Annotated in this window: 12 protein-coding genes and 1 tRNA gene; 3 read left to right on the forward strand and 10 right to left on the reverse strand. The window is 58.3% G+C overall.

The window, feature by feature from the left end:
- Position 1 precedes the first annotated feature (1 nt).
- From QEH54_RS18265 to QEH54_RS18305, 9 genes are all read right to left on the reverse strand, one after another.
- The gene (locus QEH54_RS18265) at positions 2–841 is read right to left on the reverse strand and encodes an NAD(+)/NADH kinase (protein WP_309020146.1); all 840 of its coding nucleotides are present in this window, start codon (positions 839–841) and stop codon (positions 2–4) included.
- 48 nt (positions 842–889) lie between these two features.
- Positions 890–1,651 (reverse strand): TlyA family RNA methyltransferase, encoded by a 762-nt coding sequence (locus tag QEH54_RS18270; protein WP_309020147.1) that lies wholly within the window; start codon positions 1,649–1,651, stop codon positions 890–892.
- A 37-nt stretch (positions 1,652–1,688) separates the two neighbouring features.
- Positions 1,689–2,654 (reverse strand): riboflavin biosynthesis protein RibF, encoded by a 966-nt coding sequence (gene ribF, locus QEH54_RS18275; RefSeq protein ID WP_309020148.1) that lies wholly within the window; start codon positions 2,652–2,654, stop codon positions 1,689–1,691.
- Positions 2,655–2,661: 7 nt separating this feature from the next.
- Positions 2,662–3,384: a tRNA pseudouridine(55) synthase TruB gene (gene truB / locus QEH54_RS18280; protein WP_309020149.1), complete on the reverse strand. Its 723-nt coding sequence runs from the start codon at positions 3,382–3,384 to the stop codon at positions 2,662–2,664.
- Positions 3,385–3,437: 53 nt separating this feature from the next.
- Positions 3,438–4,442 (reverse strand): DHH family phosphoesterase, encoded by a 1,005-nt coding sequence (locus tag QEH54_RS18285; protein ID WP_309020150.1) that lies wholly within the window; start codon positions 4,440–4,442, stop codon positions 3,438–3,440.
- Complete coding sequence (gene rbfA, locus QEH54_RS18290; protein WP_309020151.1) at positions 4,439–4,816, reverse strand: 30S ribosome-binding factor RbfA; 378 nt, start codon at positions 4,814–4,816, stop codon at positions 4,439–4,441. The genes QEH54_RS18285 and rbfA overlap by 4 nt, the downstream gene beginning before the upstream one ends.
- A 102-nt stretch (positions 4,817–4,918) precedes the next feature.
- Complete coding sequence (infB, locus tag QEH54_RS18295) at positions 4,919–7,453, reverse strand: translation initiation factor IF-2 (RefSeq protein ID WP_309020152.1); 2,535 nt, start codon at positions 7,451–7,453, stop codon at positions 4,919–4,921.
- Positions 7,454–7,532: 79 nt separating this feature from the next.
- Complete coding sequence (nusA, locus tag QEH54_RS18300) at positions 7,533–8,792, reverse strand: transcription termination factor NusA (RefSeq protein WP_309020153.1); 1,260 nt, start codon at positions 8,790–8,792, stop codon at positions 7,533–7,535.
- A gap of 302 nt (positions 8,793–9,094) precedes the next feature.
- Positions 9,095–10,330 carry a DUF2851 family protein gene (locus QEH54_RS18305; protein WP_309020154.1) on the reverse strand — a complete coding sequence of 412 codons (1,236 nt, stop codon included), beginning with the start codon at positions 10,328–10,330 and terminating at the stop codon, positions 9,095–9,097.
- Between the two features lie 253 nt (positions 10,331–10,583).
- On the opposite strand from QEH54_RS18305, the gene QEH54_RS18310 reads away from it, so the two are divergent.
- Positions 10,584–10,832 (forward strand): hypothetical protein, encoded by a 249-nt coding sequence (locus tag QEH54_RS18310; protein WP_309020155.1) that lies wholly within the window; start codon positions 10,584–10,586, stop codon positions 10,830–10,832.
- Positions 10,833–11,676: 844 nt separating this feature from the next.
- Here QEH54_RS18310 and QEH54_RS18315 read toward each other — a convergent pair.
- Positions 11,677–11,764: transfer RNA gene (locus QEH54_RS18315), tRNA-Ser, on the reverse strand.
- Positions 11,765–12,251: 487 nt separating this feature from the next.
- Between QEH54_RS18315 and QEH54_RS18320 the strand changes: the two genes are divergently transcribed.
- Together QEH54_RS18320 and QEH54_RS18325 are read left to right on the forward strand one after the other, a co-directional pair.
- Positions 12,252–13,097: a sugar phosphate nucleotidyltransferase gene (locus tag QEH54_RS18320; protein ID WP_309020156.1), complete on the forward strand. Its 846-nt coding sequence runs from the start codon at positions 12,252–12,254 to the stop codon at positions 13,095–13,097.
- Positions 13,098–13,115: 18 nt separating this feature from the next.
- Complete coding sequence (locus tag QEH54_RS18325; RefSeq protein WP_309020157.1) at positions 13,116–16,430, forward strand: UTP--glucose-1-phosphate uridylyltransferase; 3,315 nt, start codon at positions 13,116–13,118, stop codon at positions 16,428–16,430.
- The last annotated feature ends 164 nt before the right edge of the window (positions 16,431–16,594 follow it).

Here is a 16,594-nt window from a genome sequence, read left to right on the forward strand (position 1 = left end):
CCTAGACTTCTCCAGCGTATCCACCGCTCCACTTCAACTTACGGCGAACCACGTTGAAATGGCTGTAGTCCAGCTTTTGAGCGATATGTAGTTGACGCTTAGATACGGATATATCGATCGAGGTGTCTTCCAGAATGTTCAGGTTTCGCTGACCATCCACCGCGACCAGCAACCGCTGATCCGGCTGGGCGTTTTCCACTCGCATGGTCACGTCGCTGGGGAAGATGATGGATCGGTTGCTCAAGGTATGCGGACAGATCGGAGTCAGCGAGATGGCCTTCATATCCGGGTGCACCAGCGGACCGCCCGCGGAGAGCGTGTAGGCGGTCGATCCGGTGGGCGTGCTGAAAATCAAACCGTCGCAAACATAGGTGGTCACGAACTCCTCGTTGCAGAAGACTTTGACATGCACCAGACGGCTGGAGTCGGCGGCCTTGATCACCACGTCGTTGAGAGCGATGTCGGAATGGCTCTCGTGGACGCTGCATTCCAGCATGGCCCGGCTCTGCAGCTTAAACTCCCCCTCGAGCACGGAGGGAAACAGCTCCTCCACCTCCTCGGCGGTGTAAGTGGTCAGAAATCCGAGCGTACCGCGGTTCACCCCGATCATGGTGAGCTGACACCGGGTCGCCTCCGCTGCGGCGCTGAGGAAAGTGCCATCTCCTCCGACCACGCAGCAGGCGTCCATGCCATCCATGCTGCCCGAGGGTACGGGGAAGTCCTTGATCACGCGGCACTCGATCCCCCGCCCTTCCGCACTCTTCACCAGACGGGAGACCAGGGAAACGGAGTCGTTTTTTCCTCCGTTCACTACAAATGCCAGACGCTTGATCGGGTTCATCTCCTTAGAGCCATGTTCCATTCCGCCGTACGATTCAACCGCTAAACGTCATTCGCTGCTCGAACGGCGCTTGAGACCAATCAGAAACTCCACATTCCCATCGCCGCCTTTGATAGGCGAAACCATCTCCCCTACCAGCTCCGCTCCGGGAAGCTCGCCCAGAGCGAAATCCTTGACGTCCCGCAAAGCCTTCTCCCTGGCCTTCTCGTCCTTGATCACGCCGCGAAACTTGTCGGCGATCTCCTTTCCGACTTCGAACTGCGGCTTCACCAGAGCGATCAAGACACCGCCCTCTCCCAAGAAAGGCCATACCGCAGGCAGCACCGTCTTGAGGGAAATAAAGGACAAATCCATCACCACTCGCTCGTAGCTCGGGCGCGGCAAAATATCGGCGGAAAGGTAGCGAGCGTTGGTCTTCTCCAAATTGGTCACTCGCGGATCCTCCCGCAGTTTGCAGTGGAGCTGACCGTATCCAACATCCACGCACGTCGCTCCGACCGCTCCGTGCTGCAGGGCGCAATCCGAAAAGCCGCCTGTGCAGGCCCCGATGTCCAGCACCTGGCAGCCTTCGAAGTCCAGTCCGAAGGTTTCGATCCAGCCGAGCAGCTTCTCCGCCCCGCGTCCCACAAATCGCTGCGAGGCTTCCACTTCCAGCTCGATATCCTCTTCGTACTTGGCCCCTGCTTTGGTCAGACGCTCCGTCCCCCGGCGCACCTTGCCGGTCATGATCAATGCCTTCGCCTCGCTTCGCGAGCCAGCAAGCCCGCGCTCCAGCACAATCTCATCGAGTCTCTTTTTCTTGGCGCCCATCGCTCATCTGGCAGGCGCGACCTCGCGTCGCGACTTTCTAAATACCGTCCCCTCTTTTGCGTTCAGCGAAATAGGCCTTCGCCACCTCCGCATCCTTGGCGATCTGGGCCTTCAGCTCGTCCACGCCGGCGAACTTTCGCTCCTGACGGATAAACTGATGCCAGACGACCTTCAACCGATGCCCGTAGTCGAACGGGCATTTCTCAAGGAGAAACACCTCCAGCAGCGGCTTGCTCGTCATCTCCACCGTAGGCCGGACTCCGAAATTTGCGACTCCCATGTATTCGCGTTTCAGCGACACGTCCGAAACGGAAACCGCATAGACGCCATACGCCGGACGGAGGTCGCCTTCAAAGGGGAGGTTCAGGGTCGGAGCATCGATGGTCCGCCCCATGCGCTTGCCTTGGGTCACCGTTCCCAGACTGTAGTATTCGTAGCCCAGCAGAGCGTTCGCCTCTTCCAGATTTCCCAAGGTCAGCAGGTCGCGTATCCGCGTGCTACTGACGCGAGCCCCTCCATCGGCAAGACAGCCCACCGAAAACACGTCCACTCCAGCTGCCTCGCCGAGGGCGGCCAACTGCGGCATATCCCCGCTTCGCCCATTGCCAAAGCGCCAATTTTCGCCTGCGTGCACCGATCTCAGCTGCGGCACGAGCCGCTTCAAATGGGACATGAACTCCTCCGCTTCGATGGAGGCGAAGGCATGAGTGAAGGCTTCCTCCACGATGAACTCCAGACCCAGCTCCGCCAGTTTGCGTCGCTTGATCTCCGGACTGAGAATCATGCGGGACGGGGCGTCGGGACGAAACAAGCGGCTCGGATGCGGCCAGAACGTGAGAGCTCCGCAGACGCCGCCATCCTCTTTCGCCCGACGCTTGGCGGAGTCGATCACCATGCGGTGCCCGCGATGCACGCCGTCGAACATGCCCACCGCCAGGTGCACGGGACGATCGAAATTCGAATCGAGCGCGGCGAGGCTTTCGAATTGCAGGGCGGGCGACATGGAGCGACTAGAGCAAATTCTGCGGCATCGCTTCGTGCCCAGGGATTAGAATCGATTCGATCTCCGGAATCTCCATTTCCTTGAATCGATCCAGCTCCACCGCCTTGGAAGTGTTGAACTGATCCGAAGCGTCGCGTCGCAGCGCGGTCAAATGCGCCCCACAGCCGATCTTCTCTCCGAAATCGTTGGCAAGCGTGCGCACGTAGGTCCCCTTGGAACAATCCAGGCTGAAGTCGATCTCCGGCGATTCGAAGCGTGTGATGTCAAATCTGGATACGCGAATGAAGCGCGGCTCGCGCTCCACTTCCTGCCCCTTGCGGGCCATCTTGTAGAGACGCTGACCATTGATTTTCACCGCGGAAAACATCGGCGGCGTCTGGTACTGATCGCCTACGAAGGTTTCCATAACCGCCCTGGCATCCGCTTCCGATAGTTGCGGCACTGGCTTGGTGCTGGTGACCTCTCCGTCCGCGTCCTGCGTATTGGTGGTCTCCCCAAGCTTGATGGTGCCGGAATAGGTCTTGTCCAAACTGGTCAGGTACTGCGAAAGCTTGGTCGCCTTGCCGACCAGGATAATCAGCAATCCCGTAGCCATCGGGTCCAACGTACCCGCGTGGCCAATACGCTTCATGCGCAGTTTCCTCCGCACCTGATCCACCACGTCGTGCGACGTCATGCCAGTGGGCTTGTCTATCAGCAAAATTCCTTCCAGATCCTTTTTCTGTTCCATGAACGATCTCCTTCTCGCTATACGATTCGATTCAAATGGGTCTTCCGCCCTCCCTAGGTCTCGCTTAGCTCGACTTCCTTGATCCGCTTGACGATCGCTTGCACAACCAGCGGCTCGACCTCCTCCAACGACAGATCGGTGCTAAAGGCCGCAGCGCAGGCATGACCTCCCCCTCCGAACTGACGGGCGACCTGATCCACGCGGTAGTCCGCGTTTTCCGCTCTGAGGCTAGCCTTCACGGTTCGCTTTCGCTGCTCCAGATAGAGACCGACCTTGGCGCCGCGAATCGAGCGCGTGTAGTCGACGAACCCTTCAGTCTGCTCGTAGTCCGCCTCTGTATCCAAAAAGTCTTCACGCAGCAGCTTCCCTATGCCAAGCTTGCCTTCGAACTCGGTGCGCAAGCTAGCGAGGAAATGCTGCAAGAGCTTCAAGCGCGAAAACGGCTCGTTTTCGTAGAGCGATTGCGTGGTGATATGTGGGCGGGCACCGCGCTCCACGAGCCGGGCGCTCAGATCGAAGACTCGGCTGGACGTAGCGGCGTATCCAAACCGACCCGTATCGGTCATGATGCCGGTCAAAAGCGCCTGAGCGGCACAATCGTCGATGTCCCAGCCGAAGTCAAAGGCCAAGCCCGCGAGGATTTCACACGTGGCCGCCGTGGTCGCATCCACAATGTTCATACGAGCGAATTCCGTATTCGAAATGTGGTGATCGATATTGCCTAGAAAATTCGCGTCGCGGATCCACTGGCTGGCTTCGTTCCCCACCCGATTCTCGTCGGCGCAATCCACGAAGATCATTGGACTGCCATCCAGCGACTCCGGGCGAAGCAGCCCGATCGGTTCGTTTTCGTCGAGAAACGACAAGGCCTTCGGCACCGGATAAGCGTTGAGCGGGACCGCGTCCACGCCTTGCTGGCGCAGCAGACGCGTCAGGGCGATCTGCGAGCCGACGCAATCTCCGTCCGGACGAGCGTGGCCCAGGATCAAGACGCGGTCGTTCGCGATGCTGGCCAGCAACTCGCTAAAGGTTTCCGCCAGGTGTGGAAAATAACTCATCGCTCGGAGCTGTCGCTCTCTTCCGGATCATCGTCGGAAAACTCCAATCCGTCGATCATCTCGTTCACGCGATTCGCCGCGAGGTTCTTCTCGTCGAAAACGAACTCCAGCTCCGGCATGTACTTGAGAACGATGCGGCGGCTGAGCTCGCGCTTGAACTGCGACTTCTTGGCGTCGAGAAAGCGCTGGGCCTTGCCGACCGAACTGTCCTTGGTCTCGATGACCGAAAAAAGCACCTTGGCGTTCTTGTTGTCCGGCGAGACATCCACCTCGGTGATGGTTATCATCACCGCGCTGCCCTTGAAGCGCGTGTGCAGGATGTCGCTGATCTCACGCTTCATCAGCTCCCCCACTCTGATCTTTCGATTGCTCATATGGATAAAGAGGTAGAAGCGGCTCTGGCCGCGAACCGTCTCAGATAGAAAGTAGGTTCGCGATCAAAGCCACTGCTACAGCGGTTGAAAAATGAAACGCTCTTAGAGGGACGGACGCACCTCGTGAACTTCGTAGATCTCGATCACGTCGCCCGGCTTGTAGTCGTTGAACTTCTCGATCTGAACACCGCACTCCGTACCGGCGCGCACTTCCTTCACGTCGTCCTTCACGCGGCGCAGGGTCTGAACCTTGCTTTCGATCAAGGACTCGCCACGGCGCAGGATGCGGGCGCTGGCGCCGTGCTGCACGCGGCCTTCGGTGACCAGACAGCCCGCCACGAAGCCCTTGGCGATCGGGAAAACGGCTCGAACCTCGGCGGCTCCGATCTTGTTCTCGCGGTATTCCGGATCGAGCATCTCGACCATGTCCTCATGCACGCGATCGATGAGCTCGTAAATGACCTGGTAGCTCGAAATCTTCACCGCATGGTGCTTGGCGACCGCTGCCACGCCGTTGTCCATGCGCACATTGAAACCGATGATTTCGGCTCCGCCGGCGCTGGCTTTCTGCACGTCGCTCTTGTTGATCACGCCCACGCCCTTGCCGATGACCTCGAGAGCGACCTTGTCGCTCTTGATGCCCTTGAGAGCTTGGATGATCGCCTCAACCGAGCCGAAGGTGTCGCCCTTGACGATGAGGCGAAGCGTCTTCTTCTGCGTCTTGGCGATTGCCGCGAAGAGCTTTTCCTGAGCGGACATGCCGCTGGTGGCTTCCTCTTCCGCGGCCGCTAGCTCAGCTTTGATTTCGATCTCGTTCTCAGCCGCGGTGGCCTTGGCCTCCTTTTCGTTCTTCACGGTGACAAAGGTCGCACCGCAATCCGGCGTGTCGGACCAGCCGATGACGCGCACCGGCGTGGACGGCGGGGCCTTCTTGATCGGTTTTCCATACTCGTTGAGCATGGCTTTGACCTTGGTGTAGCAATGCCCGCACACCAGGGCGTCGCCCACCTTGAGGGTGCCGCCTTGGATGATAACAGTCGCCGTGGAGCCACGACCGACTTCCACCGCCGCTTCGATGATGATGCCCTCGGCCGCCTTCTGCGGGTTGGCCTTGAGCTCCAATACCTCCGCTTGCAGCAGCACCATGTCGAGCAGGTCGTCGATGCCCTGCCCCTTGATGGCGGAAACTTCCACGCAAATGGTCTGGCCGCCCCAATCTTCGGAGGCGATGCCGCGCTCCTGCATCTGCTGCTTCACGCGATCCACATTGGCCCCCTTGGTGTCGATCTTGTTGATCGCCACGATGGGCTGCACGCCGGACTTCTGAATGAACTTCAGGGCCTCGTCGGTCTGCGGCATGAAGCCGTCGTCCGCCGCCACCACGAGAATGGCGATGTCGGTGACGTCCGCTCCGCGAGCTCGCATGGCGTTGAAGGCTTCGTGGCCCGGGGTGTCGAGAAAAGTGATCTTGTGGTCGTTGTGCTCGACCTGGTAGGCCCCGATGTGCTGGGTGATGCCGCCGGCTTCGCCCTTGGTCACGTTGGCCTTGCGAATGTAGTCGAGCAGAGAGGTCTTGCCGTGGTCGACGTGGCCCATGATGCAGACCACCGGCGGTCGGTGCTCAAGCAGCTCGGATTCGTCGACGACCTTCTCCTCCTTCTTCTTTTTCTTCTGCCCTTCGCCACGATGGCGGATCTCCAGCAGGTAGCCGTGCTTGGCCGCCAAATCGCTAGCGACCTTCTCGTCCAGGCTCTGGTTGATGGATGCGAAAATGCCCATCTCCATGAGCTCCGAAATGAGCTTGAAAGGCTTGAGGCCAATTTCATTGGCGAAATCGCGCACCACGATCGGCGGCTTCAAAACGATCTGCCTGATCTCGTCGGACTGGCCATCGCTGGCTTCCGGCTTCTCCGCCGCTGCAGGCGGAGCCATGGAGGCAGGACTGGCGTTGCCCGGGCCCTTGGGACCGCCTGGCGAGACGGGTGGCGGACCTGCCTTGGGCGGAGCCGGCGGGGCCGGTGGGCCCGAGGGGGCGCTCGCCGCTGGCGCGGCTGGAGGAGCGGCCGGCCTGGGAGCCGGCGGGGCCGGAGCCTTGGGAGGGCTGGACGGTTCCGCCGTGGGGGCGGGACGCACGCCTGGATTGCGCGGCGGCGCCGCGGGAGCGGGCGCTGCGGGAGCAGGCTTGACCGGCGGCGGCGCCATGCGGCTGGGGCTTCCCGCAGGGGGAGGCGCCATCGGCGGCGGAGCAGCTGGCTTGGGAGCCTGAGGCGCTGGCGGAGACGGGGGAGCCGGCGGAGCGGCAGGCGGGGCTTTCGCCGCTTCGGCCGCCTTTTTCGCCTGTTCCTTCTCCTTCTCGAGATCTTCCTTGCTCTTCACAAAGGAAGAAATCGATGGAGCGGCCGGCGGTTGCGATGCCTCGCTCCCGCTTTCCTTAGCCGTCGCTTCAGGAGCTTGCTTTTCTTCCTCCTTTTCTGCGGAAGCTTGGTTGGCGAATTCGTCCTTGATCGAATCCGCTGAGATGTTGTCGATCGTGCTGGAGGCGCTCTTGACCGCGAAGCCGCGCTCGCGCAACAGCTCGATCAGCTCGCCATTTTCCATGCCGATTTCTTTAGACAACTGGTAGATTCTTACGCTCATGCAGTAAACTGGGTGTCGCTATTTGCTAGGGGAGTAGGGAGGAAATTTAGGTACAGGTGACGTCAGGCCGACGAGAGGATCAGGATGAGATGTTTTGCGATGCCAGGAATTGCTTGGCCTTGGCCAGGATGTCCGCGGACTCCTGCTCGCTGAATCCCATTTCCACCAGGTCGTCCGCCTCGACGTCGAGGAAGAGTTCCGGGCTGATAAGTCCGTTGTTGACGAGGCGCTCCGCCGTAGCCGGATCGATGCCTTCGATCTGATTCAGACCTTCCGCCGCTGCAGCTTGCTTGGCCTCGAGGGTGACTTCCTTCACTTCCTCCTTCATAATGTCAATCTTCCAACCGACGAGCTTGGAGGTGAGGCGGGCGTTCTGGCCCTTCCGGCCAATGGCGATGGCGAGGTCGTCCTCGGAAACTTCGATCGTGATGCGGCGGTTGCGCTCGTCCATGATCACGTTGCGTGGGATCGCTGGCTTGAGCGCTTCGAGAGCCATCTCCTTGGGATCCTCGAAATAACGAATGATGTCGATCTTCTCGCCACCCAACTCGCGCACGATGCTCTTGACCCGAGCTCCACGAGCCCCGACGCAGGCCCCGACGGGATCGACCTTGGGGTCGCTGGAAGTGACCGCGATCTTAGTGCGGTAGCCCGGCTCGCGGGAGAAGGCTTCGATCTTCACCGTGCCGTCCGCGATCTCCGTGACCTCGAGCTCGAAGAGGCGCAGTACGAACTTGGCATTGGAGCGGCTGAGGATCAGCTCCGGCCCGCGATTGGTGGCCTCGATTTTCAAAAGGTAGCAGCGGATGCGCTCGCCCGGGGCGTAGTCCTCGCCGGGAACCTGGTCGCGCGATGGCATCATGGCTTCCGCCTTGCCGAGATCGACGATCAGATCGCCGCGCTCGCGACGGCGCACGATGCCGCTCACGATGTCGCCCACCTGATCCTTGAAATCGTCGTAGATGCGCTCCTTCTCGAACTGACGAAGGCGCTGCATGATCGCTTGACGAGCGGTCTGGGCCGCGATGCGTCCAAGATAAGCAGGGTCGATATCCTTCTCGTAGACGTCACCGATGTTGAAGGTATCGTCGACCTGGCGGGCCTTTTCCAAGGAAATCTCCGTCTTCGGATCGCTCACGGAATCGACCACATCGAGCAGCGCCCAAGCCTGCATCTTACCATTTTTCGGATCGATGGTAATCTTCAGCTCCTGTCCAGCGTTAACGCCCTTCGCCGCGGCGTTCTTAATAGCCGTGATGATCGCGGAGATCATGTCCTCACGACCGATCCCCTTCTCCTTTTCCATGTACTCAAGGACTGAAAGAATTTCGCTGCTCATGCTTGTGGTTGGTATCTAATTGAAAAAAAAAGCGGGTCGGCGACCCACTTTCAAAGAAATTGAAATTGTGAAGCGGGCAATAAATTTCCCGCAATAGATAAAGTCAAGCATGGCTTAGGAGCAGCCGTCCCTGCATTATTAGAACAGCTCCGCCTACTCCGGTGGTGGAGCAGGACCTCCGGGCAGGATCTCCCAACCCCAAATCCACCCTCTCGTAGCCGCGATTTTGCAAAACGCGCGCCCCTCCCAAAACGCGCTCCACTCCCTGCGCCAACCCTCACACCCCCCTTCGATCTTCCCTCTTAAACGTTACTTTTTCCTTCTTCAATTCCTCTCATTCCCAACATCCCCTGCAGCCAGCCGTTTCCCATCGGAAAGCGACGCGGCTCCAGCACATGCGCCTGACGCAGCGAACGGGCCATCTCCGACGGACCGTCGCCCATCGGCCAATGAAACCAAAACGGAAAGCAATCGCAGCCAAGCTCCGCTTCCACCAAGGGAAGAAACCCGTCGCAAATCAGCGTATTAGCCCGGGCTCCTCCCACCGATCGAGCCAGCACCAGCTCCGTCAGGCGATCCCCCAGCTCGGCGATGCCCAACTCCCTGCGGAGAACGGCGCTGCCCCAGTCCGTTTCCTGAACCGGCAAGCTCGATCCCTGGCAAAACGCCTGATTCCCAAATTCCGCCAGCAAGTCCGGCCAGCATGGGCGCGTCCTCACCCAGGCAAGGTACTGCTGCAACCGCAGGCGCGGGTGATTCGCCGGACGGCTTCCCCGCGGTCGCCAACGATCTCCCCCCGCCAGCCATAGAGCATCCGCATCCACCGACCCATCGAGCAGCCCCAGCAAAGGGAAACGCTCCGCCACCATCAGCATGGGCACCCGATTTCGCGCGTAGCCCAGCACCTCCAAAGCCGTCTGGTGACAGGCCCCCTCCCAGCCGAGACGCTCGATGCGCTTGGCTGCGAAATAGCGCTTCGCCCGCCAACGCTCCCGAGCTCGCTCCACCAAATACAAACGCCGCTCCTCGCGGCCCCGTTCCATCAATCGCTCCACTTGCTCGCTGAAACGCACTCCCGTCGAAGCGATGATCGAGTCGTCGCAAGCGTATTCCTCCAGCGAATACCAAAGCGCAGGCATCAGGGCGGCGCATTCCAACAGGTCGCCATTCTCCTTGAAAACCGGCCGATCGCGAGAACGCGGCGGATGGTAGACCACATGCAGGGCCACCTTGTTGTAGCCCGCGTCAAACTGATGACCGTGAGCATTCCAATCGCCCAGGCAAAAGTGCACCTCCACATCGCCAACCACCCGTTCCCCATCTACCAGCAAGCGAGCATCGAGAAAATCGGGGCCATCGAGGCGATTCCAAACCCCTGGCGATTCCACCACGATCGACCGGCCCGCCCGATCGCAAAGCCGCTCCTGGTCAAAGGCTCCCTCCAGCCAAATGCGCTGCAACACCAGCTCGCTGACCTGAAAGGGTCCATACGGCCCGTGAAATTCCTCAACCGACAAGGAACCGGACGAAATCGACATTCAAAGATGGGTTTAGGGTAACAAGATAGGATTCGACCCAACTCTAAATCCTCGCACGCGCCACGCCCAAGCAAAAAACGCTTGCCCGCCCTCATCACCTCAAAAGCTCCCCCTCCCACCGCGCCCTCCCTCTCCTGCAACGTTTCTTTGCAACCTCGCAAAAAAGAGTTGCCAGACGGGCCATCTCGCCGAGGCGCCGAAAAAATTAACGTGACTTTCGACGCCTCGTCGTGGCAATGATCCGAACGAGAGCATGACCCAGCAAAACGATCCAAAGTGGGAAGTCGTCGACGAAATTCCCGGCGAACGCCCCAAAGAAGCGCCGTCTCAGCCCGCCAAAACACCGCTATTCAAGCGAAAAACCCTATGGCTGGGAGTCGGAATCGGAGTGGCGCTCGTCTTCGCCATACCCGTTCTGCGAATCCTCGCCGGCAACCTGATCCGCGCCTGGTGGCTCTGGCTGCCCATCGCCGCCTACTACCTGTACCGCCGTCTCAGGTAGGGCTCGTCCGCCGCGGCGAGCCTCCCTCCAGCGATCAACCTCATTCTGCCGCAGCATCCCGCTCGCGCAGCGATCATTCCCATTTCCACTCCTGTAGGTCGGAGCGCCGACCCGATACCCCCAAAAGTCGCCTCAGCGCCCCGCCCCACATGAAAGGTGGCGCTCGACGTCCCCGGCGGGCGCGAAAAGATGGGCAACCGCCAAGAACGCGAAGGTCACGAAGCTGCTTTGCGAATTGCTGGTTTGGCTGAGGAAGGGGCTGATGTCCACTGGCTTCGAGAGAGGGGGAATTGCCACAAAAAAGCCTCAAACGATCCGCACTCCTACCTGTAGGTCGGGGCGCCGACCCGCCCCCCTTTACAACTCACCGCCACGTCCTTCAAGGGTGTGCAAAGGTGGCGCACGACGTCTCCGGCGAGCGTAAGAAGATTGGCAACCGCCGAGGCCACCAAAAGGCCCCAAAATGTCGAATTTGTTGTAGGCCGCCGCGCCAAATGAATCACCTCGCCGCGTCGATCTACAAATCGATCCAAACGCCCTTACGCTCCTCGACAAGGCGTCAAATGGCGGACCATGAAGGGAAGTGATGCAATTCACTCACGGAGCCAACATGCTGAGCAAAATGGCGGAGTTCCGAACGAAGCGAGAACTGTTCGCGAAGCGAATACATACCGACTAGCGAAGAGAGGACATCCAAGGAGCGAACCGACGAAGGCAAGGGACGCAATCTCTCGAAGGGTGCCGCTGAAAGTGGCGGAGAGTACCGACGAGCGCAGTGAGGACACCCGAGGAGCGCCAGCGACGCAGGCAAGGGATGCAATCCCTCGAAGAAAGCCGCTGAAAGTGGCGGAGAGAGAGGGATTCGAACCCCCGGAACCTTTCGGCTCAATGGTTTTCAAGACCACCGCATTCGACCACTCTGCCATCTCTCCATTGGTCTAGGCGAAACAGGAAGTTCCGCCCTACGTTTTGTCAACCGCTGATTCCGATCGCACCCTTCCATTGTTTCGCTTACGCTCAAATGTCGGCTACGCTTCGGAACTCCGCTGATCTGGGCGAAAGAGGACGTTTGGCCCTGCCTTTTGTCAATCTCAGATTGCCAAGAACCTGCCCCGCGAATGCTCTGATTTCACCCAAATAGCATTTTGATCGAGCTGCATGCGTCTCGCCCCCGCTAGACCGGGTCAAATACAGTGGGTTCGGATTCGGAGGTCGTTTTGCAAATCGAGAACTCCCACTTCATTGGAAATTTCGATGAGCCTCTTCAAGGACTCTCGACAGCCGATTAAAAGAGATTGTCCGCAAAACGAGCTGGATGCTCAAGGATGCCCATCCTTTCCCGATTATGGGGAGAACTCTCTACGTTCTCGACAGCGTCCTCCCATTAAGTCCCTAATTCACCGATAAATCCAACCTTTGATGAAAATCCGGAAAGCCCTCATCACTCTCGCAGATCCCAATCAGAGCACCCTTCCTCTGCAAACGCTCATCGATCGAAAGGGAGATCGTAAACCCGCTCTCGAGCTAATCCTAGACGAAGCCGCCTCCGCCGGAATAGAGGAAATCATCCTTATCGTGTGTCCCGCCGACATCGAGCCGTACAAGAAAGCAGCGGGCAAACATCGCGAAAGCCTGCGTTTTCTGGAGCAGGAATCTCCAGCTGGCTACGCCAACGCCATTCTGCTCGCTAAGGATGCGATCGGCGATGAGCCGTTTCTCCACTTGGTGGGCGACCACTTATGCGTTTCCAACCGATCGATAAGCTGCGCACAACAACTGGTAAAAGTCGCCGAACAGTCTCAATCCTCCGTCTCGGGAGTGCAAGCGACGCGTGAAAATCTGATCACCTCGTTCGGGGCGGTAGGAGGCCGGCTCGAAGGTCGAGAAAGCGGTCTCTATCGGGTCGACACGGTATTGGAGAAACCAACCCCTACAGAAGCGGAACTGAGCCTTCTCGTCCCAGGGCTAAGAGCCGGATTCTACCTTTGTTTTTTTGGAATCCATGTATTGAGTCCGACCATTTTCGAGATTTTGGAAAGTACCACTCGATCCAACGAGCGCGGGGCTCGCAGTCTTTCCTTGGCCCTCCAAAAACTCGCCGAGAAAGAAAAAGTGCTCGCCCTTGAGATTCATGGAGACCGCTTCGATATCGGCTCCGAATACGGGATTTTCTTCGCTCAACTGGCTTTGGCCTTATCCGGGGAGGATAGGGACAAAGTCATGAGCGGGCTCCTTGAGCTTGTCGCCCAAAAGGTGAAAAGCTAACAGATCGAAGGACTAGTCATGTCACTGATCGACCTTATCACCACCGAGGACGAAGCCCTTCGTAACACCTCGCTTTCCAAAGCGTGCGCCTCTCTATCGCTACAAGATTTGCTAGGAGAAGCCGAGCGACTAGAAACGTTTCGGCAGTCGGAAAACAGCTTGTATAAGAAGGTTCGAGCGCTGTTCTTTCTACACTCGATCCATCGTTACCACCTTCCGTCGCGTTCCGAGTTTCCCGACCGCGGCAAACTACCTTATCAGGCCCACTTGATGGTCTTGGAACGCCGATTCGAAGAAGCAATTTCGCTGATGCTGAGCGAAATGAAAAAGGCTGGAGCCAACGATACCCTATCCAGCGCCCTTGCCCACGCCTACCACGAACTCGCTTTCCAAACCTTGGCAGATCAGGTGCGCCAAACGGTAAGGTCCACTCGAGGCAATACATGGATCTTCCGCATGGGACACAGCCTGGATCATCCGCTAAAGGTGAAAAAGGAGCTGCTTCAAACTGCGTCGCCTAAATCCGCCTACCCGCTGCTCCGCGAGCAAACGGCCGTTCGCATGGACCTGACGCACTGCGCCTGGAGTGACATCTTTTTCCTCGGTATGGACTTTCCGGAAGGGGCTCGGGTCATCAACGTCTCCGTCGATCTCGGCGTCCACGGGCGCGATGATGCAACGAATCCCCCCGTCGAGGCCTATCTTCGCGTGATCGACACGCCTGTGCTACGACTGCGAAGCATCGACCTCGGAGCGACCGCTGACATTCACGAGATCGACGAGGTTTTCGATTTCGCACGCGACTACCTTGGTCTCCTCAAAGCCGCTATCATTTCGGCGGGGATCGTGCCTCCAGGATTAGAAGGATCCGGTCTTTCGATAAAGAGCGTCTTCTCCACCCTCATAGGACCCGACAAAGGCCTCGAGATCGTGAGCAACGTGAATAGAATCCCCAAAGGCTCGCGCCTCGCGGTTTCAACCAATCTGCTAGGAGCCCTCATTTCCCTCTGCATGAGAGCGACCGGACAAACCCAACGCCTCTCTGGGCCGCTGACAGAAGATGAACGTCGCGTAGTGGCAGCCAGAGCGATCCTGGGCGAGTGGCTTGGCGGCTCCGGAGGTGGCTGGCAAGATTCCGGTGGCGTTTGGCCCGGCATAAAAATCATCGAGGGACAAGAGGCCACCGAATCCGATAGCGAATTTGGAACGAGCAAAGGCACCCTCCTACCCCGACATCGCCTTCTGGACTCCACCCAGATCGGCTCCGCATCCAGAAAAGCGCTACAGGATAGCCTAGTCCTCGTTCACGGAGGCATGGCTCAAAACGTCGGGCCAATCCTCGAAATGGTCACAGAGAAGTATTTGCTTAGAGACGACAAGGAATGGTCCTCCCGTCTGCAAGCCCTCGACAATTTCGACATCATTCTCGAGCGGCTGAAAGCCGGCGAAGTGAAACAGCTCGGATCGCTCCTCACCGAGAACTTTTTCGGCCCCCTTCACGACATCATCCCGTGGGTTAGTAACATCTATACCGAATCTCTGATTCAGGACGTCAGAGACGCTTTCGGAGAGGACTTTTGGGGCTTCTGGATGCTTGGCGGCATGTCAGGTGGCGGCATGGGCTTTATCTTTGATCCGAAACGAAAAACCGAAGGCCAAACGTTTCTATCCGAAACTATGCTTCGAAGAAAGAAGCAGTTCGAGCACTCGCTGCCCTTCGCCATGGATCCTGTCGTTTACGATTTCTCCATCAACGAAAACGGCTCCACCGGCACATTGCTCGAAGGCGAGGACGCCCTGTATCCGTCGGATTACTACATGCAAACCCTGCCAGGTTTGCTTCGCATCAAAGCAAAAGACCTCGATCGGACCCAACAGAACGATTTACGCCTCTTCACCCTCGCCAGCCAACGATCCGACAAAGGCAAGTTTTCGACAGTCGAGCTGTTGGATCGACTTTTGCCAACCCAAAGCGGGTCGAAGAACGAAACGGACGACCTTCAGTCGTTGCTCCACCAAAACGGTTTTGATCGAGAGCTTCACGAACAAATCAAAAGCGACGTGAAAGCGGGTCGGATCGGTCTGGCCATGAATCGACTTTCGTCTTCCGTTGAGATAAAGGACGTCGCTCCAGAGCAGCTTTTCGACGCCGAAAAGGCCAAAAGCGATGAGCTTATCGAGATCGGGACAAAGGCGATTGAAGACGGAAAGGTCGGCGTGGTCACCTTCGCCGCGGGCGTAGGCAGTCGCTGGACTCAAGGAGCGGGAGTCGTAAAGTCATTGCATCCGTTTTTCAAATACAGCGGAAAGCATCGCAATTTCATCGACATCCATCTCTCCAAATCCGCTCTCACCGCAGAGCGATTCGGCGCGAATATCCCGCACGCCTTCACCACCAGCTACCTAACGCACGCCCCAATCGAATCCTACCTGAACGGAGAAGAGAAAAAGCAGGGCGTCACCGCTTATCTCTCCCCCGGAAAATCGATCGGTCTTCGCATGATCCCGACCGAGCGCGATCTCAGATTCGCCTGGGAAGAAACGGCTCAACAAAAACTGGATGAGCAAAAGCAGAAGATGCTCGAAAGCGTTCGGGCCGCGTTGCTCACCTGGTCAAAGTCTCAAGGCGAGGCAAGCGACTACACGGACAACCTCGCCGCCCAGTGCCTCCATCCCGTCGGTCATTGGTACGAAATACCAAACATGCTCAAGAACGGGACCTTGGCCGCGATGCTGGAAAAGCAGCCAAGCCTTGAATACCTTCTCAGCCACAATATCGATACCCTAGGCGCATCGATCGATCCCCTGCTCCTTGGTTGGCACATTCAGCAAGGAAACCACCTATCCTTCGAAGTGATTTCCAAGCGCAACGAGGATCGCGGTGGCGGTCTGGCAGCCATCGACGGAAAGCTTCGCATCCTGGAAGGCATGGCCCTCCCCCGCGAAGAAGACGAATTCAAGCTCACCTACTACAATACAAATACCAGCCTCATCCGCATCGACTCACTTCTCGAACTTTTTGGGCTCGATCGAAGTTCCTTAAGTCAGCCTCAACGCGTAGAGGACGCGATTCGCGAACTCGCTCTACGCATGCCCACCTACCTGACTCTCAAGGACGTCAAAAAACGCTGGGGCGAAGGCCAGGAGGATATCTATCCTGTCAGCCAATTCGAAAAGCTATGGGGAGACATGACCGGACTTCCGGGAGCGAAATGCGGATTCGCAGTTGTACCCAGATCTCGAGGACAGCAACTAAAAGATCAGTCCCAGCTCGACTCATGGGTGAAAGACGGCTCTGCAAAACACATCGAAACGCTCTGTCGCTGGAGCTGACCCGCCTCCTCCGAAGCGTACCCGAACAGATCAAGCCAAAGCGCTAGGGCGTGGCCGCCGGACCGTACCTAGTTTCACCGCTGAATTCGCAATTCGAGAAGAAGATATCGGCCGCTGACCCGCCTTCGCCTTCGCACCAATTGAAGACAAAAAAGAATCGGTGC

Origin of the sequence: Pelagicoccus sp. SDUM812003, from assembly GCF_031127815.1 — a bacterium.
GTDB lineage: Bacteria > Verrucomicrobiota > Verrucomicrobiia > Opitutales > Opitutaceae > Pelagicoccus.

Coding starts and splice junctions, on each gene's coding strand:
- QEH54_RS18265 (WP_309020146.1), bottom strand. CDS start 841: ATGAACCCGATCAAGCGTCTGGCATTTGTAGTGAACGGAGGAAAAAAC.
- QEH54_RS18270 (WP_309020147.1), bottom strand. CDS start 1,651: ATGGGCGCCAAGAAAAAGAGACTCGATGAGATTGTGCTGGAGCGCGGG.
- ribF (WP_309020148.1), bottom strand. CDS start 2,654: ATGTCGCCCGCCCTGCAATTCGAAAGCCTCGCCGCGCTCGATTCGAAT.
- truB (WP_309020149.1), bottom strand. CDS start 3,384: ATGGAACAGAAAAAGGATCTGGAAGGAATTTTGCTGATAGACAAGCCC.
- QEH54_RS18285 (WP_309020150.1), bottom strand. CDS start 4,442: ATGAGTTATTTTCCACACCTGGCGGAAACCTTTAGCGAGTTGCTGGCC.
- rbfA (WP_309020151.1), bottom strand. CDS start 4,816: ATGAGCAATCGAAAGATCAGAGTGGGGGAGCTGATGAAGCGTGAGATC.
- infB (WP_309020152.1), bottom strand. CDS start 7,453: ATGAGCGTAAGAATCTACCAGTTGTCTAAAGAAATCGGCATGGAAAAT.
- nusA (WP_309020153.1), bottom strand. CDS start 8,792: ATGAGCAGCGAAATTCTTTCAGTCCTTGAGTACATGGAAAAGGAGAAG.
- QEH54_RS18305 (WP_309020154.1), bottom strand. CDS start 10,330: ATGTCGATTTCGTCCGGTTCCTTGTCGGTTGAGGAATTTCACGGGCCG.
- QEH54_RS18310 (WP_309020155.1), top strand. CDS start 10,584: ATGACCCAGCAAAACGATCCAAAGTGGGAAGTCGTCGACGAAATTCCC.
- QEH54_RS18320 (WP_309020156.1), top strand. CDS start 12,252: ATGAAAATCCGGAAAGCCCTCATCACTCTCGCAGATCCCAATCAGAGC.
- QEH54_RS18325 (WP_309020157.1), top strand. CDS start 13,116: ATGTCACTGATCGACCTTATCACCACCGAGGACGAAGCCCTTCGTAAC.